At 57.5% G+C, this 22,206-nt stretch carries 21 protein-coding genes; 7 read left to right on the forward strand and 14 right to left on the reverse strand.

Annotation, left to right across the window (positions count from 1 at the left end):
* Positions 1–252 precede the first annotated feature (252 nt).
* From BVU99_RS15945 to BVU99_RS15955, 3 genes are all read left to right on the forward strand, one after another.
* On the forward strand, positions 253–1,176 hold the full coding sequence (locus BVU99_RS15945) for a substrate-binding domain-containing protein (protein WP_049204043.1): 924 nt from the start codon (positions 253–255) through the stop codon (positions 1,174–1,176).
* A 67-nt stretch (positions 1,177–1,243) separates the two neighbouring features.
* A complete protein-coding gene (locus BVU99_RS15950) occupies positions 1,244–2,419 on the forward strand; it encodes a Gfo/Idh/MocA family oxidoreductase (RefSeq protein ID WP_043137340.1) in 1,176 nt (391 codons plus the stop codon).
* A gap of 10 nt (positions 2,420–2,429) precedes the next feature.
* Positions 2,430–3,371, forward strand: a complete 942-nt coding sequence (locus tag BVU99_RS15955; RefSeq protein WP_099817616.1) for a sugar phosphate isomerase/epimerase — start codon at positions 2,430–2,432, stop codon at positions 3,369–3,371.
* A 43-nt stretch (positions 3,372–3,414) separates the two neighbouring features.
* On the opposite strand, the gene BVU99_RS15960 is transcribed toward BVU99_RS15955, so the two are convergent.
* Positions 3,415–4,500 carry an NAD(P)-dependent alcohol dehydrogenase gene (locus tag BVU99_RS15960; protein ID WP_025302850.1) on the reverse strand — a complete coding sequence of 362 codons (1,086 nt, stop codon included), beginning with the start codon at positions 4,498–4,500 and terminating at the stop codon, positions 3,415–3,417.
* 293 nt (positions 4,501–4,793) lie between these two features.
* On the opposite strand from BVU99_RS15960, the gene BVU99_RS15965 reads away from it, so the two are divergent.
* Positions 4,794–5,207 (forward strand): energy transducer TonB, encoded by a 414-nt coding sequence (locus BVU99_RS15965; RefSeq protein ID WP_049207593.1) that lies wholly within the window; start codon positions 4,794–4,796, stop codon positions 5,205–5,207.
* Positions 5,208–5,237: 30 nt separating this feature from the next.
* Here the strand turns inward: BVU99_RS15965 and BVU99_RS15970 are convergent, their stop codons facing one another.
* Positions 5,238–5,552 carry a metalloregulator ArsR/SmtB family transcription factor gene (locus BVU99_RS15970; RefSeq protein ID WP_049204041.1) on the reverse strand — a complete coding sequence of 105 codons (315 nt, stop codon included), beginning with the start codon at positions 5,550–5,552 and terminating at the stop codon, positions 5,238–5,240.
* A gap of 185 nt (positions 5,553–5,737) precedes the next feature.
* On the opposite strand from BVU99_RS15970, the gene BVU99_RS15975 reads away from it, so the two are divergent.
* Complete coding sequence (locus BVU99_RS15975; protein WP_025302848.1) at positions 5,738–6,160, forward strand: MAPEG family protein; 423 nt, start codon at positions 5,738–5,740, stop codon at positions 6,158–6,160.
* Positions 6,157–6,513, forward strand: a complete 357-nt coding sequence (locus BVU99_RS15980; protein ID WP_099817617.1) for a thioredoxin family protein — start codon at positions 6,157–6,159, stop codon at positions 6,511–6,513. The genes BVU99_RS15975 and BVU99_RS15980 overlap by 4 nt, the downstream gene beginning before the upstream one ends.
* Here BVU99_RS15980 and BVU99_RS15985 read toward each other — a convergent pair.
* The 9 genes from BVU99_RS15985 to BVU99_RS16025 form a co-directional block, all read right to left on the reverse strand.
* The gene (locus tag BVU99_RS15985; protein ID WP_099817618.1) at positions 6,494–8,029 is read right to left on the reverse strand and encodes a phospholipase D family protein; all 1,536 of its coding nucleotides are present in this window, start codon (positions 8,027–8,029) and stop codon (positions 6,494–6,496) included. The genes BVU99_RS15980 and BVU99_RS15985 overlap by 20 nt on opposite strands.
* A gap of 186 nt (positions 8,030–8,215) precedes the next feature.
* Entirely contained in the window at positions 8,216–8,389 is a 174-nt protein-coding gene (locus BVU99_RS25145) for a hypothetical protein (protein ID WP_168186807.1), read from the reverse strand.
* On the reverse strand, positions 8,382–11,492 hold the full coding sequence (locus BVU99_RS15990; protein WP_099817619.1) for an efflux RND transporter permease subunit: 3,111 nt from the start codon (positions 11,490–11,492) through the stop codon (positions 8,382–8,384). The genes BVU99_RS25145 and BVU99_RS15990 overlap by 8 nt, the downstream gene beginning before the upstream one ends.
* Positions 11,489–12,598 (reverse strand): efflux RND transporter periplasmic adaptor subunit, encoded by a 1,110-nt coding sequence (locus BVU99_RS15995; RefSeq protein ID WP_099817620.1) that lies wholly within the window; start codon positions 12,596–12,598, stop codon positions 11,489–11,491. The genes BVU99_RS15990 and BVU99_RS15995 overlap by 4 nt, the downstream gene beginning before the upstream one ends.
* 70 nt (positions 12,599–12,668) lie before the next feature.
* On the reverse strand, positions 12,669–13,283 hold the full coding sequence (locus BVU99_RS16000; protein ID WP_089180905.1) for a TetR/AcrR family transcriptional regulator: 615 nt from the start codon (positions 13,281–13,283) through the stop codon (positions 12,669–12,671).
* A gap of 390 nt (positions 13,284–13,673) precedes the next feature.
* Positions 13,674–14,465 carry a helix-turn-helix transcriptional regulator gene (locus tag BVU99_RS16010; protein WP_025302842.1) on the reverse strand — a complete coding sequence of 264 codons (792 nt, stop codon included), beginning with the start codon at positions 14,463–14,465 and terminating at the stop codon, positions 13,674–13,676.
* 357 nt (positions 14,466–14,822) lie between these two features.
* On the reverse strand, positions 14,823–15,140 hold the full coding sequence (locus BVU99_RS16015; RefSeq protein ID WP_025302841.1) for a cupin domain-containing protein: 318 nt from the start codon (positions 15,138–15,140) through the stop codon (positions 14,823–14,825).
* Between the two features lie 314 nt (positions 15,141–15,454).
* Positions 15,455–16,501, reverse strand: coding sequence for an FAD-binding oxidoreductase (locus BVU99_RS16020; protein ID WP_060447172.1), 1,047 nt, complete (start codon positions 16,499–16,501; stop codon positions 15,455–15,457).
* A gap of 17 nt (positions 16,502–16,518) precedes the next feature.
* Complete coding sequence (locus tag BVU99_RS16025) at positions 16,519–17,691, reverse strand: MFS transporter (protein WP_225735576.1); 1,173 nt, start codon at positions 17,689–17,691, stop codon at positions 16,519–16,521.
* A 181-nt stretch (positions 17,692–17,872) separates the two neighbouring features.
* Between BVU99_RS16025 and BVU99_RS16030 the strand changes: the two genes are divergently transcribed.
* A complete protein-coding gene (locus BVU99_RS16030; RefSeq protein ID WP_060433061.1) occupies positions 17,873–18,742 on the forward strand; it encodes a LysR substrate-binding domain-containing protein in 870 nt (289 codons plus the stop codon).
* Between the two features lie 82 nt (positions 18,743–18,824).
* Here BVU99_RS16030 and BVU99_RS16035 read toward each other — a convergent pair whose 3' ends face one another.
* From BVU99_RS16035 to BVU99_RS16045, 3 genes are all read right to left on the reverse strand, one after another.
* Entirely contained in the window at positions 18,825–19,232 is a 408-nt protein-coding gene (locus BVU99_RS16035) for a DUF2000 family protein (RefSeq protein WP_025302837.1), read from the reverse strand.
* A 58-nt stretch (positions 19,233–19,290) separates the two neighbouring features.
* Positions 19,291–20,139, reverse strand: a complete 849-nt coding sequence (locus BVU99_RS16040) for an AraC family transcriptional regulator (protein ID WP_043137364.1) — start codon at positions 20,137–20,139, stop codon at positions 19,291–19,293.
* 71 nt (positions 20,140–20,210) lie between these two features.
* Complete coding sequence (locus tag BVU99_RS16045) at positions 20,211–22,091, reverse strand: diguanylate cyclase (protein WP_060447173.1); 1,881 nt, start codon at positions 22,089–22,091, stop codon at positions 20,211–20,213.
* Between the last annotated feature and the right edge of the window lie 115 nt (positions 22,092–22,206).

Here is a 22,206-nt window from a genome sequence, read left to right on the forward strand (position 1 = left end):
CTGCCGGCATACCTGCTGCGATTATGTCCCGTTTTTGCACCCGATTGCAATTTGTTATGCAACCGGGTGCAAAAGGTAAAGAGTTTGTGATCGTCCGCGCTGTTTTCACCTTTCCCCTGTTGACCAAATTTTCTTCATGGCCGACATTCACGGTGGCATTCAGAGACTCATCGCGGTTTTGTCTCCTGCTTTGCACCCGGTTGCAAAAGAACTGTTTTTACATAACACCTCTCTTCTCAACAGGATACCGTAATGAAAAAAACCAGACTGCTGTTGATGTTAGCCTGCTCGCTGTTTGTCGTGACCGCCCAGGCCAAGACCTACCAGGTCGGCGTGGCGCTGGCCAACTTCGATCTCAACTTCGTCTCCATCCTACGCAGCCAAATGGCGCGAGAACTGGCTGCGCAACAGCTGCAAGGCCAGTTCGTCGATGCCAAAGGCGATGTCGCCCTGCAGGTGCAGCAGGTAGACGATCTGATTAATCAGGGCGTGGACGCCATTATCCTCAACCCAGTCGATACGCAAGGCGTCCAGCCGATGATAGCGGCCGCCCAACGCGCCGCGGTCCCCCTTATCTTCGTCAACCGCAAACCCGAAGTGCCGCTCAGCGGCGCGACGGCCTACGTCGGCTCCGACTCGGCGCTCAGCGGCCGCCTGCAGATGGAGGCCCTGGCGAAAAAAATGAATTACCGCGGCAACGTGGCGATCCTGATGGGCGCCCTCTCCAACGAAGAAACTCGCGAACGCACCCGTGCAGTGGAAACGGTGATCGCCAAATACAAAGACCTGAAAGTGGTAGAGAAACAAACCGCCAAATGGCAACGCAATGAAGCGGTCGACGTGGTTTCCGGCTGGTTGCTGAACGGCGCGGCGATCGATGCGATCGCCGCCAACAACGATGAGATGGCCATCGGCGCGATCATGGCGCTGAAACAGGCCAAAAAGCGCGACGTGCTGGTTGCCGGTATCGATGGCACGCCCGACGGCCTGCAATTTATCAAAAATGGCGACCTGGCGGTGACCATTTTCCAGGATGCCAAAGCCCAGGCGATCGGTGCGGTGCAGGTGACCCGAGCGATGTTGGATCACGCCAAAACCGAGCCCTATAACTGGGTACCCTACGCCACCGTGACGCGAGAAAACTACCCGCAATTTGCACAGATGAATCAGAAATAAGCCGTTGCCACTCTCTTTTTCAACCCACTTTGCACCCGAGTGCAAAACCACAGTATCAGGAGTCAGCATGTTAAATGGTGAAAGAAGCATCCCTCGCCCGCTGCGTTGGGCGATGATCGGCGGCGGCCGCCTCAGCCAGGTGGGCTACAAACACCGTTCCGGCGCACTGCGCGACAACACCGCCTATCGGCTGGTTGCCGGCGCCTTTGATATCGACGCGGCGCGCGGACGTGAGTTTGGCGTCAATCTCGGCGTGCCCGCCGAACGCTGCTATGACAACTATCAACAGCTGCTGGAGCAAGAAGCTAACCGCGAAGATGGCGTTGAGGTGGTGACCATCGCCACCCCTAACGGCACCCACTATGAAATCACGCGCGCCGCGCTGAATGCCGGCCTGCATGTCATCTGCGAAAAGCCGCTGTTCTTCACCACGGCGGAGGCGAGAGAAATCAAGGCGCTGGCGGCGGAGAAAGGCCTTATCGTCGGCGTAACCTACGGCTTCTCCGGCCATCCGCTGCTGATGCAGATGCGCGCCATGATCGCGAACGGCGACATCGGCGAAATACGCATGGTCGAATTGCAGTACACCCACGGCTTCAATGCCAACGAAAGCGCGGACACGTTCGAGGCACAAAAGTGGCGCGTCGACCCGAAAATCGCCGGCCCCTCTTTTGTGCTGGGTGATATTTCCACCCACACCTTCTACATCTCGCAGCTGGTGATGCCCGACATGAAAATTGCCTCCCTACTGTGCGATCGCCAAAGCTTTATCTCTTCCCGCGCTCCGTTGGAAGACAACGCCATGGTGCTCATGCACTACGAAAACGGCGCCGTTGGGCGCATGTGGGCTTCTGCCATCAACGCCGGCGCGATGGACAGCCAAAGCATCCGCGTGGTGGGCTCACGCGCCAGCCTGCAATGGAGCGATTCCACGCCCGGCGAATTGCGCTATGAGATCCAGGGGCGGCCCAACCAAACGCTGCACCACGGCATGCCCTATCTGGACGACAGCGCGCTGGCCGAAGAGCGGCTCGGCGCGCTGCATACCGAAGGGCTGGCCGAATCCTGGGCCAATATCTACCTCAAGTTCGCCATCGCGATCAGCGCCAGTCAGCGCGGCGATCGGCAGACGCTGGCCGCGCTGATCTATCCGGATATCGATGCCGGATTGGAAGGCGTGCGCTGGATTGAAAACTGCGTTCGCTCCGCCGACAACGGCGCCACCTGGGTCAATTACCAATAAGGAAAGCACCATGAAACTTTCGTTCTGTACCGACAGCCTGGGCCATTTACCCTTCGAGCCGATGCTGGATCGGCTGCTGGAGCTGGGGGTGCGCGGCGTGGAAATGACCACCGGCGGTTGGTCCTCTGCGCCCCATCTGGATGCCGACGATCTGCTGGCCAATCCCGCCAAACGCCGGCAGCTGCAACAGGCGCTGGCCAGCCGCGGCATGGAGATTGCCGCGCTCAATGTCTCCGGCAATCCGCTCGATCCGGGCGAGCTGGGGCAGCGCCATCTGCGGCAAACCGATAATACGCTGGAGCTGGCTGGCCTGTTGGGGGTGAAGAAGATCGTCATGATGAGCGGCCTGCCGCCGGCCAGCCCGCATGACACCATCCCCAACTGGATCACCTATACCGTCAGCTGGCCGCCGACGGTGAAAAACTGTCTGGATTATCAATGGAATGAGGTGGCGATCCCCTATTGGCAGGCACTGGTCGCCCGAGCCAAAGCGTGCGGCGTTGAGCGCTTTGCGCTGGAAAACTTCAGCGCCATGCTGGTGTGGAACCCGGAAACGCTGTTCCGGCTGCGCGAGGCCGTTGGCCCGATGGTGGGCCTGAACCTCGATCCCAGCCATTTGATCTGGATGGGCGCGGATCCCATCGCGGTCGCTCGCGCCCTTGGTCCCGCCATTCACCATGTACACGGCAAAGACGTTCGCCTGGAACGCGGTGTCGTCGAAGTTAACGGACTGCTGGAAACCAAACCGATCGACGAGGTGGCCGGCCGCGCCTGGAACTATGTCGCCGTCGGCTGCGGCCGGGATCTGCAGTGGTGGAAGGAATTCTTCTCGGTGGTGCGCATGATGGGCTACAACGACTGGGTGTCGTTGGAAATGGAAGATTTGACCATGTCGGTCGATGCCGGCATCGTCTCTTCCGTTCAGGCGCTACAGCAGACGATCAGCCAATAACACCCTGCGCGGCGGCCACGGCCGCTGCGCAGAGTTCATCACGTTACGGGGTTATCGCCAACTTAATCACGCCATCGCGCTTTTCGGAGAACAGGTGGTAAGCCTCGGCAATATTCTCCAGTTGAAAACGATGCGTCACGAACGGCGTGAGATCCAAACCGCCATGCTGGATCACGTTCATCATTCTGCGCATCCGTTCCTTGCCGCCGGGGCACAGAGCCGACCGAATCGTATGATCGCCAAGCCCATAGGCAAACGCCTCGACAGGCAATTGAATATCGTCGCTATAGACGCCAAGGCTGGACAATGTGCCACCGGGTTTTAAGACTCGCAGCGCCTGATTAAAGGTGGCCTGCGTCCCCAAACACTCGATGCTGGCATCCACGCCGCGCCCTGCCGTAATCTTGAATATTTCATCAATCACATCGGTTTCCTTGTAATTCAACAAGACGTTTGCCCCCATTTTTCCCGCCATCATCAGCTTTTCGGGAGAGCTGCTGATGGCAATAATCAGGCTGGCGCCCCGCAGGCGAGCCCCCGCGGTGGCACATAAGCCGATCGGGCCCTGGGCGAAAATGGCTACCGTATCGCCAATGTTAATGTTGGCATTTTCTGCCCCTTTGAAACCGGTAGACATCACATCCGGACACATTAGCACCTGTTCATCCGTCAGACCGTCGGGGATGAGCGCCAGATTAGCTTCCGCATCAGGCACCAAGACATATTCAGCCTGAGTGCCGTCGATAACGTTGCCGAAGCGCCAACCCGCCGTGGCTTTATAGCCATGGCAGCGGCATTCAGGTAAATAGGAACCGTCCTGCGCGGGAAAGCCGTCCTGACATGAATAGGAGGTAAAAGAGGGGCAAATAGCCCCAGCCAATGCCCGCTGCCCCTCTTGAAAGCCTTTAACATTGCTTCCCAACTTTTCAATAATGCCGACCGGCTCATGGCCAATGGTCAACCTACGCGGCACCGCGTACTCTCCCTTGAGGATATGAATATCCGTGCCGCAGATTGTCGTCGTGGTTATTTTGAGCAAGGCATCGTTGGGACCAGGGGAAGGAATAGGTTTTTCAATGAGTTCTATTCGCCCCTTTTCGATAAAGGCAGCGGCTTTCATCATGCGCATGGCGGAAGATCCTTTGGTTTCTGCCGAAGTGGCTACAGAAAAGAATAATCCAATCGGTCATTTTTTCCGATTTTACCGCCTTGGGAAATAATTAAACACGCCAGTAATCTTTATCGGTAAATAATATAAAAAATATAATTCAATGAAATAACATCCAATAAAATCTGCTTTGTCACGCTGCCGAAAAACACGGTCGATTTATATCGACAGACGCTGCATCATTTCTCTTTCCAAATACTCTACGCTCAGCGAAAATATACGTTATCTGATTGATAAGTCATGCAGGAAATGCCATGTCACGACTCACCCTCCTCCCGCTGAGCCTGGCACTTGCCGGCTGCGTGCCAATGCAGCCTGATGGCTGTGAAAAAGCCAGTGCGGTGAATGATTGCGTTTATGCCTGGCGTGCAGGCAGCGATGTTCCAACGGCAAAGCAACCGCCTAACTTGGGATGCGACGGACAAGTTTTTTATGAGCGGCCGCACTATTCCGCCTCTGCGAAGGCAGAAAAACGCGAAGGCGAAGTGAGCGCAACGTTTGATGTTGATGATAAGGGTAAAGCCAGAAATATCGTGCTGACGGGCACCCCAGAGTTCTATCGCGACACCAAAAGCGCCATCGCACGCAGCTGCTGGACACCGGGCCGTGTTCATGAAACGGCGTTGTTTACTTTTAAACTCTCTGGTGATGCGGACGCCAACCGATAAGCGAATCTCGGCCGGCGATCAACGCCCTGTTCACTTCGGCGCGTAAATCTCTCTGAGCGTGGCGATCACTTTCGCCACGTTTGGGTTATCGATGCGGTAAAACAAGGTTTGCGCTTCGCGTCGGTACGTCACCAGACCTTCATTGCGCATTTTCGCCAGGTGCTGCGACAGCGCCGATTGGCTTAGCGGCACCAATTGTTGTAGCTCCCCCACGGCAATCTCATCGTGTTTCAATAGCAGGCACAGCACCAGCAAGCGGTGTTCGTTGCCTATCGCTTTCAACAGCCTGGCGGCTTCAATCGCCCCTTCGATCAGAAAGGGATCTTGGCTAGCTTTTGCATTCATGGTCAATCACGGCCCCGTCATCATTCAGCCGCATTATAGCGGCTTTCAGACGCTGGCACAGCATTATATTAGCACCATTTAAATTAGATATTGCTAATTTACATAAATCTAATATAACCTTGTATTCATGCCAAGTGGCTCTCCCTGAGGCCGCAGGCCTTCCCCAACACAAGTGAGAATGCATTATGAATATGCCAACCCTGGTACTGCTGGCGTTTGCCGGCTGGACCTTATTGATTCTATTCGGCACCGTCGGCGTTTATCGCTGGTCCAGAATTTTAACCGGCCGTGCCACGGTGAGCGAATGGCAAGCGAACAAACCACAGGGCAGCGATAGCTACCAGCGCGCCATTGCGGCGCATCGCAACTGCATTGAAAATTTGCCGGTTTATACGGCCCTCGTCGTGGCGATAGCTGTATTTCAGGTGGAAAGCACGACGCTGAATGTCTTGTCTCTGGTGCTGCTCGGCGCGCGCATGGCGCAGAGTCTGGTTCACATCGGTTTCGAGCAGACGGAAAACGTCGCCACATGGCGTTTCGCTTTCTTTTTCACACAAATCGTCACGATGTTTTGGATGGGGATAGAGATCGTCGGGAGCCTGCCATGACGATCACGAACCTGGCAGAGCCCCATGAGGTGGCCCATTTCCTCTATGATGCGGATAAACCCAAGGGGCAGCGGGCCATCCTCTACTTTTCCGCCTCCTGGTGTCGCCCCTGCCAAAATATGCAGGGGATCGTTGAACAGCTGCACCGTCACGCCAACGAGATCGCCTTCGGCAGCATTGACGTCGCGCAGGCGCCGACGCTCGCCCCTGCGTTTGGCATCAAATCCGTGCCCTCCCTCGCCCTGTTTGAGGATGCGCGCCTCGTTGCGATCATCGCGGGCGAGGTTCCCTTGCAGCGGTTGACTCAACAGGTGTTGACGGCCTTCGCCGGCGTTACAACATCCACTCGATAGGCAACCAGCCGGCCACGGTAAGAACGATGCGTTTTACCCAGCCGGCACCGGGTTCTTGCTGGTGTACCTCGGTATGGCCGTCTTCGAAGGCTTCTTTCCACACCATTTTGCCTTCGGGCGTCAATACCGGCCGATAGGCGGCGTACTCAAGCGGGCCATCAAACAGTTGGCGGGTGTCGGCCGCCAGCGCCGGGCTGTCGATCAAGAATCCCATTTCGCAGTTCAGGTGCGCCGAGCGCGGATCGAAATTGAACGATCCGATAAACACCCGCTTATCGTCGATGGCGAAGGTTTTGGCATGCAGCGCCGCGCCGGACAGCCCCAGCGGCTTGAGCTCCTTGCGCCCGGTCGGTTGACCGGCGCGCAGCTTCAGCTCGAACAGTTCGACGCCCGCCTGCAGCAGCTCACGTCGGTATTTGGCGTAGCCCGCATGCACCACCAGCACGTCGGTGGTGTTCATCGCGTTGGTCAGCACGCGAATGGATTTCCCCTGTTTGGCAAGCGATTCAAAGAAAGTCGCCCCTTCTCGCCCCGGCACGAAATAGGCGGAGACCAGATCCAATTGCTGGCTGACGCCTCCGATGATCTTACCCAGTTGCGTCACCATCAAACGATCGCGCGAAGCCTTGCCCAACCCTTTCGCCGGATCGTCGGCCACCAGCTCTACCTGGGTGAATTCCGGCTGTATGGCGCCATCGCGAAAGCGCACCGCGCTGGTTTCCAGCTGCACCGCCAGTTTACGGGCGCGCTCGCTGGTTTCGGTGGCGACGGCCTGCGTCAGGAAGGCGGAAAGATCGCCTTTTCCCCGAATAATCTGCTCAACGCCGAACACCGAGGCGCTGTTCCAGTAGCGATCGAAGACCTCGGCGGTCTCCGCCACCACGTTGCCGACGCTCAACACGTCGAGATCGAGGAAATAGTTTTCGTCACCGACCTGAAAATACTCGTCGCCGATGTTGCGGCCGCCGATGATCGCCACGGCGCCGTCGACGATGTAGGACTTGTTATGCATGCGCCGGTTCATGCGCATAAAGTCGAAGGCGTAACCGGCCAGCTTCGGCGTACGTACGGTGGACGGATTGAACAGACGGATCTCGACGTTTTCCTGGGCGTTCAGCGCCGCCAGCGTCTCATCCATGGCGACGCCGTTATCGTCCAGCAGCAGCCGCACGCGCACCCCACGTTGGGCCGCGTCATACAGGGTTTTCAGCAGGATCTGCCCGGAGGTGTCGTTATGCCAGATGTAGTACTGAGCGTCGATAGACCTTTCCGCCATCCGCGCCAGCGCCAGGCGGCTGGCGAACGCATCGTGGCCGCTGACCAGCGGCACCACGCCGCTCAGGCCGGAATGTGCCGCCATCTGTTCGGCGGCCCGCGCCGGCAATAGCGCGGTAGGATCCGCCGGCAATGCCGCCTGCGGCAGACGCTGCGAAATATCCGGCAAACGAAAGATGACTCTTGCCGCAATAATGGCGATCGTCACGGCGATAATCAGATACACGACAATTTTTATCACGGGAGGCGGCCTCGGAGGTTGACTGCTTTGCTTTATACGTCATTAGGTTGCTTCAATCTATAGGAGAAGCGCGCTATGCGCGAGGTCCGCTTGGAAAACGAAAAATATCTTACGTTACTATCCAAATCATGCCAGTTGCGCCGTATTGCGCAACTGGCATATCTATCGGCTTTAATTTATTCCAGCTTAGGCATGATGCTTAAATGACGAACATCCATTTCTGTCAGCGCAACGCCATTCAACGGCGAAGCGCCATTGATATCCCTGACGGTACCAACCTCTGGCTTTAAGGGCCAAGGCGGCAGCCCTGCCAATGCCTGATGAAACGCCGGCAATCAGAACAGCTTTATATTCAGACATTTTTTAATCCTTCAGACGTGAAATGGCTTTCGGTTGGCAAGGTTGCCGTTGGGCTCTTTATCCGGAACCAGATAGCATACATAGCAGGCAGGAACACCAGCGTAATAATGGTTCCACCCAGTGTCCCGCCTATCAGGGTATAGGCCAGGGTTCCCCAGAATACCGAGTGGGTTAACGGGATAAAGGCCAGAATGGCCGCCATCGCCGTCAGCAGTACAGGCCTGGAGCGCTGTACCGTTGCCTCAATGACCGCATGATAGGGTTCAAGCCCTTCCTGCTCGTTGTGATGAATCTGCCCGATGAGGATCAGCGTGTTACGCATCAAGATCCCTGACAGGGCAATCAAACCAACCAGCGCATTGATACCAAAGGGCTGGTTGAAGAGCAGCAAGGTTGGCACCACACCGACCAGCCCCAGAGGTGCGGTCATAAAGACCATCACCATCGCCGACATCGAACGCACCTGAAGGATAATGATCAGCAATGTCATGGCTATCATGATAGGGAATAACGGCACCATCGCTTGGGTAGCTTTCCCTGACTCCTCAATAGAGCCCGCCTGTTCAACCCGGTATCCATTCGGAAGCGTTGTGATGATGGGCTGCAGTTGTTTAAAAATCGCAGTGGAAACATCAGGTGCCTGAAGGGATTCGGCAATATCGCCTCGCACGGTAATGGTTAGCATACGGTCACGACGTCGCAGGACCGGGTCTTCCATGCGCACTTCGACCTCGCCAACCTGCGATAACGGAATACGCTGCCCTGCAGAACCGACCAGGGTGAAACCCTCTATTTTCGCCGGATCAAGTCTGATATCGCCGGCAGCGCGTCCCACGACCTGCACCGAACGGATATCTTCGCGCACCGCGGTGATAGGAACACCCGAAAGCAAGAATTGAAGCTGCTGGGCCACGGCATTTGACGTCAGCCCCACGGCCTGCAGGCGGTCCTGATTCAGGGTGAAATGCAGTGTTGGCACGCGTGAGCCCCAATCCGTGTTGACCGTTCTCATCAGCGGGCTGGCCTGCATCAGCATTTTCACCTTGTCCGCGATGTCTCGTAATACCGTCGGATCAGGCCCTGTCACACGGAAGGCAACCGGATAGGGTGAGTAAGGGCCAAACACCAGTTGGGTCACGCGAACTCGCGCCTCAGGAGCCAGTCCATCAGCCGCAGCCTGGCGAAGACGGAACTTGAGCGCCTCACGGGCTCCCTCACTGTCCGTCAGGATAACAATTTTCGCAAAAGAGGGATCAGGTAGCTCGGGTGCCATGGCGAGATAAAAACGAGGAGCCCCTTGCCCGATATAAGCCGTCACGATTTTTGCTTCTTTCTGGTGCTTCAGCCAGTCCTCAATTTTCGTCACGGCGGCGCTGGTTTGTTCAATGGACGAGCCATACGGCATCTGGACGTCCACAAGGACCTCTGGCCGGTCAGACGTCGGGAAAAACTGTTTTTTCACCAGCGCCATGCCGAGAACAGCAACGGTGAATACCGCGACGACAGAAGCCGCGACCAGCCATTTTCGCGCGATGACCTGCGCCAGTAACTGACGAAAACGGTTGTAGCGGCGGGTGTTGTAGATAGCTGTGTGCCCCCCTTGAACCGTTTTGATATCCGGCAGCATTTTCACCCCAAGGTAAGGGGTGAACACCACTGCCACCACCCAGGAGGCAATCAATGCAATTCCCACAATCCAGAACATATTGCTGGTATATTCACCCGCCGTGGATTGTGCAAAACCGTTGGGCATAAAGCCAACGGCCGTCACCAGGGTGCCTGCCAGCATCGGCGCAGCAGTGTGGCTCCATGCATAGGCTGAGGCTTTGATTCGGTCGTACCCCTCCTCCATTTTCACCACCATCATTTCAATGGCAATGATGGCGTCATCCACCAACAACCCCAGGGCCAGGATGAGCGAGCCCAGGGTAATACGGTCGAAGTTTTTACCTGACGCCTCCATGACCACAAAGACGACAGCCAGCGTCAGGGGCACAGCAGCAGCGACCACCACACCCACACGCCAACCCATACTGAGAAAGCAGACCACCATCACGACCAGCAACGCGACGAAAAATTTGATCATGAACTCATCTACGGCGGAACTGATGTTAACTGACTGATCGGTGACTTTCACGAATGTCATGCCGAGTGGCATGTCCGCATTGATGCTGGCGGCTTCCTTATCCAGCGCTTTACCCAGCTCCAGACCATTCCAGCCCTCACGCATCACGATACCCAGCAGAAGTGCAGGTTCGCCCTGATTACGCACCATAAAGGTCGCCGGATCTTCGTAGCCACGCTCGACCGTCGCCACATCGGAAAGCTTTAGCGTCCTCCCTTGCACCACAACCGGCGTTTCACGAATTTTTTCCAGTGTGTCAAAAGCCCCATCCAGACGGATAAAAACCTGCGGCCCACGGGTATCTATCGAGCCCGCAGGTGTCAGCACGTTCTGGTTGTTCAGGGCTGCAAAGATATCCTGGGCAGAGACCCCCAGGGTTGCCAGACGGTCATGGGAAAATGAGACAAATATCCGCTCGGCCTGCTCACCGATAATATTGACTTTTTTTACCCCGGGAACATGTAATAAGCGCTGGCGTAATGACTCGGCATCGCGCACCAGTAGCCGCTGTGACTCGCCTTTTGCCTTCAGCGCAAAGAGCGCAAACGTGACATCCGAAAACTCATCGTTAACCATCGGCCCAGACACCCCTGCCGGCAAGTTTTTAGCCTCGTCGCTGAGTTTTTTGCGTGCCTGATAGAACGCTTCCTGGACCTCTGAGGGGGGAGTGCTGTCCACCAATGAGAGCATGGTAAAAGCCAGACCGGGACGCGTGTAGGTCTCTGTGCGGTCATACCACTTGAGCTCCTGGAGACGCTTCTCCAGCGGTTCGGCCACCTGATCCTGCATTTCCTTAGCCGTTGCTCCAGGCCAGGCGGAAATGATGGTCATCTGCTTGACCGTAAAAGGCGGGTCTTCTGCGCGCCCCAGCCCAAGGAACGAGAGAATACCGGCAACGGTGATCAACAGGATAAGAAACAGCGTAACGGAACGCTCGCGTACGGCGAGCGCGGAAAGATTGAAACGTCCGCGACTCATGGACGACTCCCGGCGACACGGATATCGCTCTGCTTCGCCAGCCGGACTGTCTCACCATCATGCAGTAGATGAGCGCCCAGCGCTACGACCTGTTCGCCAGGCTTAAGGCTGCCGGTTACGCTTGCTGCATCATCCCCGAGGCTCACGACCTGTACGGACCGCCAGGTCACTCTGGCGGGATTTCCTGAAATGCTCCAGACCCCCGGACCTTTACCCGCGTCAAAAACAGCCGCTAAAGGCACCTGCAGCAACGGCTGCGATGCTCTGCTCTGCGCAATATGGATGGTGACAGTGGCCCCCAGAGGGGCACCAGACAATGGACCGTCGAGCACGTACCTTGCTTCAAACGTGCGCGTCAGCGGATCGGCTGCATCAGAGAGTAACCGTAGCTTCGCGGAAACAGAGGGTGTATCGCTGCCGTACAGAGAGGCCTGTGCCACGCTTCCAATTACCGGGCGCAGCGTCTCAGGCAGTTGGACGACCGCTTCGCGTTGTCCAGCCCTCGCCAGCCTGATAACTGGCTGTCCGGCACTGACCACCTGACCTGGCTCGGCCAGCGTGTCCATCACCACTCCGTCGGCGTCAGCGACCAGGACTGCATAGCCCATGGCGTTTTGCGCCACATTCGCCTGCGCCTGGGCGGCACTGAGGTCAGCCCTGGCCGTCTCTGCGGCAGCCTTAACCTGATCGTAAGCGGATGCCGACACAGCACCTGTAGTGACCAGACCGCGATAACGCGATTCATCATCCGCTGTCTGTCGGGCTCGCGCTTTTGCTGCGGCGACTGCCTGCTGTTGAGCCTGAGCCTGTAGGCTCAGATCAACCGGGTCCAGACGCATTAACGGCTGACCACGTTTCACGGTCTGACCGGTATCGACGAGACGTTCCAGGATTTTGCCTTGAACCCTGAAACCAAGGTCGCTCTGAATTCGTGCAACCACCACCCCCGTAAAAGCACGGGAAAAGTCGGTTGCATTGATCGCTGCGGCAGACCTGACCAGAGGTGGCAGACTGCGTGGATCGCGGTTATCGGAAGCCTCACCGCAGGCCACAAGGGCAAACGGCAACAGACAGACAGCAAAGGTGACAGGTTTAAGTCCGAGCATGGGTTCCCTTAATTAACAGGACAGGAACCCATACTTATACTTGTGACCATTATTGTCAATGGTCACAAAGTCAGGGTGACAAACTTCTCAAGATCAGTGATGGCAGCAACACCGCCGCTGCTTGGACGGTGTCCAAATTATATTGCAGCTGAACCGGGCTGATATAGGGACGCATGACCATAAAAATCGCATCCGCCGCCTCATCCAGTGGCGTTTTTCTTTCGAACTCACCTGCCTGGCGCCCTTCAACAATGATCTGCTCGATTAGCTGCCGCAGGTGCTGCTCATGAGCTTGTGCTGAGGGCCATTTATCACGCACAGCAACAGCCGCAATATCGTGCAACTTACGGTCATGAAAAAATAAATCACAGCCAGATTCTGACAATGCCTTGAATAACCGCCTTATTTTCTCTGCAGCTGTCGGCGCATCCGCAATCGCTGCGTGGACAATATCCCTTATGATCGCCAGCCGATTAGCGCAGATCACTTCTCCAATCGCCTGCTTGGAATCGAAAAATTTATAGATATAAGCTTTTGAAAAACCAATTGCTTTGGCGAGGTCGGAAACCGTTGTTTTTTCGTAGCCATAGTGACCGAAATGCTCAGTGGCCGCGTCAACGACCTGATCGCGGACACTGTGGTCGGAAGGTCCCCTGGAAGGGGTTTCATTCATCTGTTTAGTCATTTTCCCATCCTAGCTCAATGAAACCCGGCTGACAACGAGTGACCAATTGGTAATGTGGTCACAATTCAAATTCGGTTCAAGGCTTCTTCCTGTTTGCCCTAAATACACTTGCACTCTGGCAGACTTTTCGCCGGATGATACAGCGCCCCCGGGCACTCCACTTAATCAACAAAGCGGAACATCTCACCATGAATAATGACGTCATCATCATCGGCGGCAGCTTTGCCGGTCTCGCCGCAGCCCTGCTATCAATATGGTTAATGCCCGCGCGGACAGCCTCTCTGATACTCCCTCAGTCACCACGGCGCGATGGCGAGTATCTTCGCTCAGCAGTCGATGCTCACCTGAGTGCAAGCAACAACAATCTCCAAGCGGATCACTGCCATAAGGCTATAGCGTAAAGCGCGAAGGCGAAACGCCAAACAGTTTTTTGAACGCCACCGAATAGGCGCTGTGGCTCTCATAACCGCTTTCGAAGGCGGCGTGGATGATCGAGTTGCCCGCCAGCAGCAGCGGGATGGACGACAACAGCCGTAGACGCTGTTTCCACTGACCAAAGGTGATGCCGGTTTGTTGAGTGAAGTGACGCTGGAAGGTTTTCGCGCTGATCGACAATGAATCCGCCCAGATCTCAATGCCGCGATCGTCGGCCGGCGTGATGACCAACTGCCGGCAAATGTCAGCCATTCTCGCTTCCATCGGCCAAGGGAGATGCAGCGCCAGCTGCGGCTGCAGGCTCAGTTCCTCGAGGAACAATGCTCTGAGCAACGCGTGGCGTTTGGTCTCCTCGCCCTCGGGCGCCAGCGTCGCCAACTGGGCGATCAGCTCGCGCAGCAGCGGCGACACCTGCAAGACGCCGTCGCGCAACGGCAACCGCGCGGCGGTGAATTCATCAACAAAAATCCCGTAAACGCAAATGTTGCTCTGCATGACCAGCTGATGTTCTACCCCCGGCCGCAGCCAGACTGCGGTGGTAGGCGGTACGATCCAGCGTCCGCAGCTCGCCTCGACCGCCATAACACCCTGTTGCGAATAGAGCAAATGGCAGCGTTTATGAGAGTGGTAAGGAATGACAAAGCCCGCCGGGTAGTGTTTCACCAGCCCCGTCACCTCGAACGCAGAGTTTTCGTGGCTGCTGAGGTCAATGCGTTTCGTTTCGGCGTTGTCGACGTCGAATCCCATGGTCGTTTGTCCCTTTTGATAACGCGAATGTCTTTTATTTGATAGAGAGGCCGCATGATCCTCCATATAGTGACGTTCTCGCAAGCCACACCAGGGGCCTTATGCGAAGAAACTCACTATTTACACCAAAATTTCATCGTTCTGCTTAAAACGAAGGCGATGACGTTGCGCATGCGCTGCGCAATGGCGGCTCGTTGCGGGGGCGACGCGGCCGAAAGTGATGGAAAGGGAAAGCGCGGTGGCTTAAATCAGGAGGTATGCGCATCAATCAGCAGGTAGCTCAGCCTGGGGGGCGGCTTAATGCTAAAGGGATAGGGAGAGCGCCTAGGCTCTCCTCCATCCAGAATGGTTATCTCGTCAACGGGCCAACTCGGCGCCGTCCAGCTCGGAAATCGCCAGACAAATCACTTCCGTGATGGCCTGTACCGTATAGGCGGTCTTGGCAGGAATGATTAACATCTCATGGGGTTGCAACGTCTGATCGTCAACCTTCAGTTCACCGCTCAGCACCATCAGTTTCACCCAGCCCGGATGAAAACGCGCCGGTTGTTGGCTGCCCGCATCGAGCTTCAGCAACGCCGTATGGCCAGGCGTCTCCCGTTTCAAAATGTGAAAGTGTACCCCATCGTAAGGCATGTTTTCGTAATGCAGTGACGCCAGTGTTCTCTTATGCATGGTAAGTGTCCTCGTGACCTGTGAGTAGCTGCTCCGCCTTCGGTCGCCGTAAAAACGATTGGCGGCTGTCCCTACCGAAAGCACCGGCTCGCAGCCTCTTGGCGAACGGATTAACTGTCGTACTTGCAGCGGCCAGATCGACCGCCGTTTCATGCCTAACCTGCCTCAGGCATGCTACTAAATATATAAGAGCCTCGCCGAGGGCGCAAAAAACCGCTGCAGGGTTGAGCGTATTACGGTGCTGATCCGTAGTCGGAAAACCTGAACGGCGAGACCAAGGCGCCGTCTGCCGGAGATCGCGATGGTCTCCCCCTTCACACCCCATCATTAATAAATCGCGCCGGGCGATAAGCGTGCGGAATGGCGGAATTGACGCCATGCAGCAGCTCGTCTCCGATCAGCCGGCCAAGCGTCGGTGCGCACATCACGGCCGGATGCATCACCGCCACATAGAGGCAGGTGGCGCCCAGCGGCCCAACGATGGGATAACCGTCGCGCGGCCGGGGGCGCATCCCCACCGAACACGCCTGCAGTTTCAAGGGCGCCGTGCCTGGCAGGCGCCCTTCAATCGCCGATTGCGCTTCGCCCTCCACGCGATTTTCATCGCCGTGCGCAGGATAATCTTCCGCCGCCAGCAGATCGCCATTTTGTGCATGACGCACTTCGATGTCGTCGCCCGCAATCAGCGTGTTCACCACCTGCGCCGCCGCGTGATAGCGTAACAAAATGGCCGGCGACGCCTCGATCGGCAGCGAGAATCCGCTACCGTCCAACAGCGCCGAGATCCCCGTGCCGCAGGCGAGCACCACCCGATCGGCGGTAATCGCGCCTTCCTCGGTAACGATGCCGATTATCTGCCCGTCTTCACGCAAAAATCCGCTGACGGTTCGCCCCAGGAACAACTCCCCGCCCCACGCGCGAACGCATTCGAGCAACCGCTGCGTCACTTCTTGCGGATCGACGGCGCCGTCACGCGCCGCAAAATAGGCTTGGCTATCGGGCTGCCTGAGCCCCGGTTCCAGCGCGGTCACCTCGGCGGAGGGCAAAAGCCGATTATCGGGGTTTTGCGTCGCCGGCGCCTGACCATAGCTGAGCGCGCCGGACCAATTCACCCAGAGATCCGGGATCTCCTGCGCCAGGCGTATCCAGTCAGCGACGATCTCGCGCCGCAGAAACGCGTCGGGCGCGCCCTCAGGCACGCCTTCGCTGATCCAGCCGAACGAGCGGCCTGTGGCTCCCGCCGCGGGATGCGCCTGCTCAACCACGATAACGTGCTGCCCTTGGCGCGCGAGATGATAGGCGATCGATGCGCCGACAATCCCGGCGCCCACGATAACCATGCGTGATGATGTTCCATTCATTTAATGATGTCCGAACCTCATTTCAAGTGTTGTCGCCAAAGCAATCCTGCCGCCAGGCAGGCTACCCCGCCGCCGCAGGCCAACACGGCATAAGACGTGCCCCAGCTCTGGGTGGTATCCATCACGATGCCAAAGGATAACGGGGCGAACGACCCGATGCCGAACCCCAGCAACGATCGCCAGCCCATCACGCTGCCGAGCTGTTGCGGCGGCACGTTGTCCGCCATCGCCGCCGACAGCACGCCGGAGTCGCCAAGAATAAAGAAACTGCCGATGCTGACGAACAGCAGCGTCCAGCCCGGCCCCCAGTTCGCCGACCACCCCATCAGCAGCGATCCCAACGCACCGGCGGCGCCCACAAACGTCAGCACCGAGGCACGATTGAAATAGTCGGAAACGGTGCCGACAATCAGCGTGGCGATCATGCCGGCCAGGTGGATCACCGCCGCGGCGATCAATCCGGCGCTGAGCGGATCCAGAGAGAAACCGCTCAACGCCTCGCTGACCAGGCTGGGTGCCCAGGCCCAGTTACCGAGCAGTTCCCAGCTGTGAGCGATATACCCGATCAGCAACAGCAGGGTCGCATAGGTGATAGCATAGCTTTCTCGTTTCGTCTTCCTCCCCAGCGTGCGCGGTTGCGGTTCCTGATAACCGACCAGGGCCAACGAACCCGCCAGCGCCCCCAGTAGCGCACCGGCGGCGCACAGGGCAAACGCCACGCCGGCGCCCCAGCGCATGGCGCTCCAACCGGCGATGAAAACCGACAGAAAATACCCCAATGAACTGGCCGCCAGGATCATGCCGATGGCGTAACCGCGTCGGGCCGGGCCGTTCATCCCCATCGCTAACAGCAGCGCCGGCGTATAGGCGCCGCCCTGCGTCAGGCCGACGAAGGCCATCAACACCAGTGCGCCGATATACGAATGGGCAAACACGGCGAACAGCATCAGCGCACCGGCACCCAGCCAGGAAAACAGCAGATACACCCGACGCGCGCCCAGCGAATCACACCACCAGGAAGCCACCAGCAACGCCAGGGCGTTGGTCAGGCTGAACACCGTCTGCACTGTACCGGCGGAGGCGGCGTCGAGCTGCCACTCGCTTCTGATGGTCGGCAGCGCGCCGGCGAACATCATGGTGCCCAGGCAGAGGCCGGCCCGGCTCACGCAAAGCAAAAAGAAAGCTCGCATCTCAGGGGCGCCTCCCTGTCAACCGCAGGGTGAGGATAACGCCATTAACACGCATGACCGATAGCCAAAAGATCCGCATCATAAACTCAGCAATCAGAAGGAGATGCCTCATCATAGTGAGCAAAATCAACGGCTGACAAACGATCTTTCCTCCCTCACTTGGTTGAGCTAGACTCAACCTATGAAAAAAATTCACTCCCTGCCGCACCTGTCCGCTTTCGAAGCCGCCGCCCGTCTCGGCAGCTTCAGCGCCGCTGCGGATGAGCTGTTTCTCACTACCGGCGCGGTCAGTCGCCACATCCGCAGCCTGGAAGAACAGCTGGAGCTCAAACTGTTTTATCGCGGACACAAGTCCGTGCGGCTGACGCAGGCCGGCGAGAATTTTTCCCGCACTGCGTCCCGAGTGATAAGCGAATTGTTTTCGGCGGAAAGCGCACTGAAAGCGAGCGCCGGCCGGCAGCGGCTGGTGGTACACAGCCTGCCGACGTTCACCATGCACTGGCTGATGCCGAAATTGGCAGCGTTCAACGAGATTCATCCGGAGGTCGCGATTGATATCACCACCGCCACTGGGGCCGTCGATCGCAATATGCCGTTTGACCTGGCGATCCGGCGCGATCCCGCGCACTTCTCCGGACTGAAAGCGATCCCTTTTTTGCAGGAAGACAGCCTGTTGGTCTGCAGCCAGAGCTATTTGCGCACCATGCCGATCAGCGCGCCAGACAATCTGGCCGGGCATACCGCCATTCGCATCCGCGCCCGTGAGGATTTATGGCACAGCTGGTTGAATACCTATCCGACGGCACTGGACGCCTCGCCGCCGCCGCTGACGCTCGACCATACCTTCGCCGCCATTCAGGCGGCCGAAGACGGCCTGGGACTGGCCGTCGTGCCTTACCTGTTCTGCGCCAAACATCTGTCGTCTGGCCGGCTGGTGTCGCCTTTCCCAGCGTTGACTATCCGAACCGGCGTTTATTCCCTGCTGCTGCGCGATCGGGACGATGAGGTCGTGAGCCAATTCGCCGCCTGGCTGCAGACGTTCCAGGCGTAAGCGCCGTATCGGAAACGCGTCACCCTCCTGGACATGCGCGAGCGTTTCGCGCGTCCAGTCGGTAAACCAGGCAAAGACATTCTCAGGCGTGGAGCGTCAGGCCTTTTATCGCCTTATCCACCGCTTTCTTCGGCCCGCGCAACGCCAGGCCGACCAAATCCAGATTGTCCGCGTCTTCAGCGAGAAAAACCTGCCGGTTGGCTGCATCGTGCCCGGTCGCAAACATGGCGTGCACATAGGGAACCAACGTCAATTCCCGCTCCAGCCCTTTGCGATGCACATTTTGCAGGCCCGGCAGATCCGCGGCAAAAATCAGCATCGGCTGCCCGGAAATGCCGCCGTAGCGTCTGCCTTGCGCATCCACATAACACTCGCCGATGATTTCCGGGGCGGCGGCGGCGATGCCCGTCGCCAGAAAGGCCACCACATTCAGCCGCTGCCAGGTCTGCAGATCGTCGCGTACGATAAACGCTATCTTGGTATCAAACATGTTTCGCTCTACTCCGTTGTGCTCTTAAAATAAAAGCGCATCATCGGCGATGGGCGAATCAGCGGTATAGAACGTTTGTGCACTGACGTTGATAGGCCGCCGGCGATAAACGGTAGGCGCGCTGGAACCAGCGGCCCAAGTGGCTCTGATCGGCAAAGCCCACCTGCATCGCGACCTGCGCCGGTTCTTCCCCCTGCGCCAACAACAAGCGTGCAGCCCGCAGCCTCAGCCGGACCAGGTAAGCATGCGGCGACTGGCCGAAGGCCCGGGTGAACTGGCGAGTCAGGCGGAAGCGGTCCAGGCCGCACTGAAGCGCAAGTTCATCCAGGCTGGGGTTACCCGCCATGTGCTCGTGCAGGTAGTCTCGTAAGCGATTCATCACAATCAAAGCATCATCGCTTTGGGACGTTGGCCTGACGCGTATATGCCGCGCCAAAAGCGTCAGCAGTTGATCCAGGCTTTGATCGCGCGCCAGCCGGCCTTCCCCCTGATGCAACGCAAAAAAAGCCTGTTGTATCGCGGTCGCCAGCATCGGATCGTCGGTCAACGTGCTGTGGAAGGCGCCTTCCAGCACAGAAACGTCCCCTAATCCGCGGCGGTTCATCGCATCGGAAACCCAATGCTGCGGCAGATAAAGCATGGCATAGGTAAACCCTTCGGCCTGCGGCGCATGACCATCGTGCACCGCGCCCGGCTCGATCAGCATGGCGCGTCCCGGCCGGCTGGTATGCAAGGAACGATGACAGTTGAAACGTTGTAAACCTTGCTGCGTCACGCCCACCAGCATTTCGTCATGATCGTGGGGATCGTAGGCATGCCCCTGAAAGTGGGCATTGACGCTTTCGATGCCGGTTTCGTCATCGCGCCGCAGTTCCAGCCAGTCTTTGTGTTGATGATTAGACGCCATGCAGTCAGTCCGGAGTTCTGCCCATAGGAAAGAAGAAAACAGCTTACCCTGAGACGGTCACCGTTTCACGCTCATAACTCGCAGATGGCATAAGTGCCCTTACCGGCCGATTTCGCCTGATACATCGCGCCGTCGGCGCGGGTCAACAGCATCTCCTCCGTCACGTCAGTGTGTGAGGAAATCGCCGCCCCCAGGCTGGCGGACAGGCTCACCGTCTGCTGCCCGATCTGCGAAATATCAGCCAGCCGCGCCAACACGTTTTCGCAAAATTCGCTGACCTCGCGCTGCGGTTCCGCCAACGGCCACAGGATGACCGTGAATTCGTCACCGGCCAGGCGCGAAACGCTATGGCGCTCGCCGGCGCAGGCGCTGAGCAACCTGGCGAACGTCTTGAGGATCAGATCGCCGAAGTCATGGCCATAGCTGTCATTGAGGGCTTTGAAACCATCGAGATCGATGAACACCAGCGCCATTTGCCGCTGTTCGCAACAGGCTTGCACCGTGCTGGACAACCGACGCAGAAAAGCGCGGCGGTTGGTCAACCCAGTCAGCATGTCGTGCGTAGCATCGTACTCCAGCCGTTGCTGCAGGCGCTTCAACTCGGTAATGTCCATGGACAGAATGTAAAACCCCTGAGCCTCGCACGGCACCAGCGTAGTGTGGATCATCAGCAACCCCTTCTGGGTCTGGAGCTCATTTTCGAAGCTCACCATTTCCCCCGCCAGGGCCCTGTCTATCATCGGTTTCGCTATCTGATAAACGTTCTCCCCCATAAAATCGCGCACCGTCATTCCTCTAAGGCGGCTTTCTTCCAGGCCAAACCAGGTTTTATAGGCGCTGTTAGCGAACAGGTAGCGTTCATTACCGTCGATTTGGCTGATCAACGCCGGCATGTTGTCAGTAATGGCCCGCAGGCGTTCCTTCTCCGTGCTGAGCTGATATTCGGCGAGTACCCGGGTTTCAATCTCTTCGTTGAGTTTCTTGACGACCACGTTCAGCTCCCGCGTGCGGATTTCGACGCGTTGTTCCAGCTCGTGTTGCAGAGCGAACAGATCGGCCTCCGCCGCCTTGCGCTCGCTGATATCGACGATAACCGAGATGAAATGATCCGGTTTGCCGTTAGGCAGCCGGTTTAACGCCACCGTCAGCTGCACCCAGACGATCGAGCCATCGGCACGGAAATAGCGTTTCTCCAGCGAGTAAGTACTGATCTCGTTTCTCAGCAGTTGCTGCAGTTTTTCTAGATCGGTGTTGAGATCGAGCGGATAGGTAATGTCCTGAAAGGTGCGATCCATCAGCTCGCGCTCGGAATAGTGCAACATTTCGCAGATGCGCGGATTGACCCGCAGCCAATACCCCTGCAGTGACACCAGCGCCATCCCTACCGCCGCCTGGGCGAAGGTCTGTTCGAACAAGGCTTCCGAGCGTTGCAGGTTGGACTTCAGGTTTTCGGTATAGACATGGCGTTCAATGCTCTGCAGGTACTCTTCCACCACGGCGGCGAAGTCGTGCAGGTCGGCCACCTGTTCCGGAGAAAACGGCTGCGGCTGGCTGTCGATAATGCACAGGGTGCCGAGCGGCAAACCGTCGAGCGACAGCAGCGGTTGCCCAACGTAGAAACCGATTCGCGGCCCGCCGATCACCAGCGGATTGTCGAAAAAACGCGGGTCGTTGGCGGTATCGGGCACCACCAGCGCTTCACGTTGCAAGATCGCATGGCCACAAAATGAGATGTTACGCGGCGTTTCCCGGACATCCAGACCGTAGCGCGATAGAAACCATTGGCGATCCCGGTCGATCAATGACACCAGCGCAATGGTGACGCCGAAGTATTTCGCCGCCAGCCGTGTAATACGATCCAGTTTTTCCACCGAGTTCGAATCCAGCACGTTCAGCGAGTTCAGTACCGACAGACGTTCGGCTTCGTTTTCGGGGAAGCAGGGTTCAAGCATGTTGTCTCCCATTGTGTCACCCACGGATCCGGCGCAGCCAGCCTGCGTGATTCCGTTCAGCCTATCCGTCGGTTAGCGGCAAATATCCTTGTCCATCATAGACTCACTCAGTATC

Origin of the sequence: Serratia sp. OLAL2, from assembly GCF_002752475.1 — a bacterium.
Taxonomy (GTDB): Bacteria; Pseudomonadota; Gammaproteobacteria; order Enterobacterales; family Enterobacteriaceae; genus Serratia; species Serratia bockelmannii.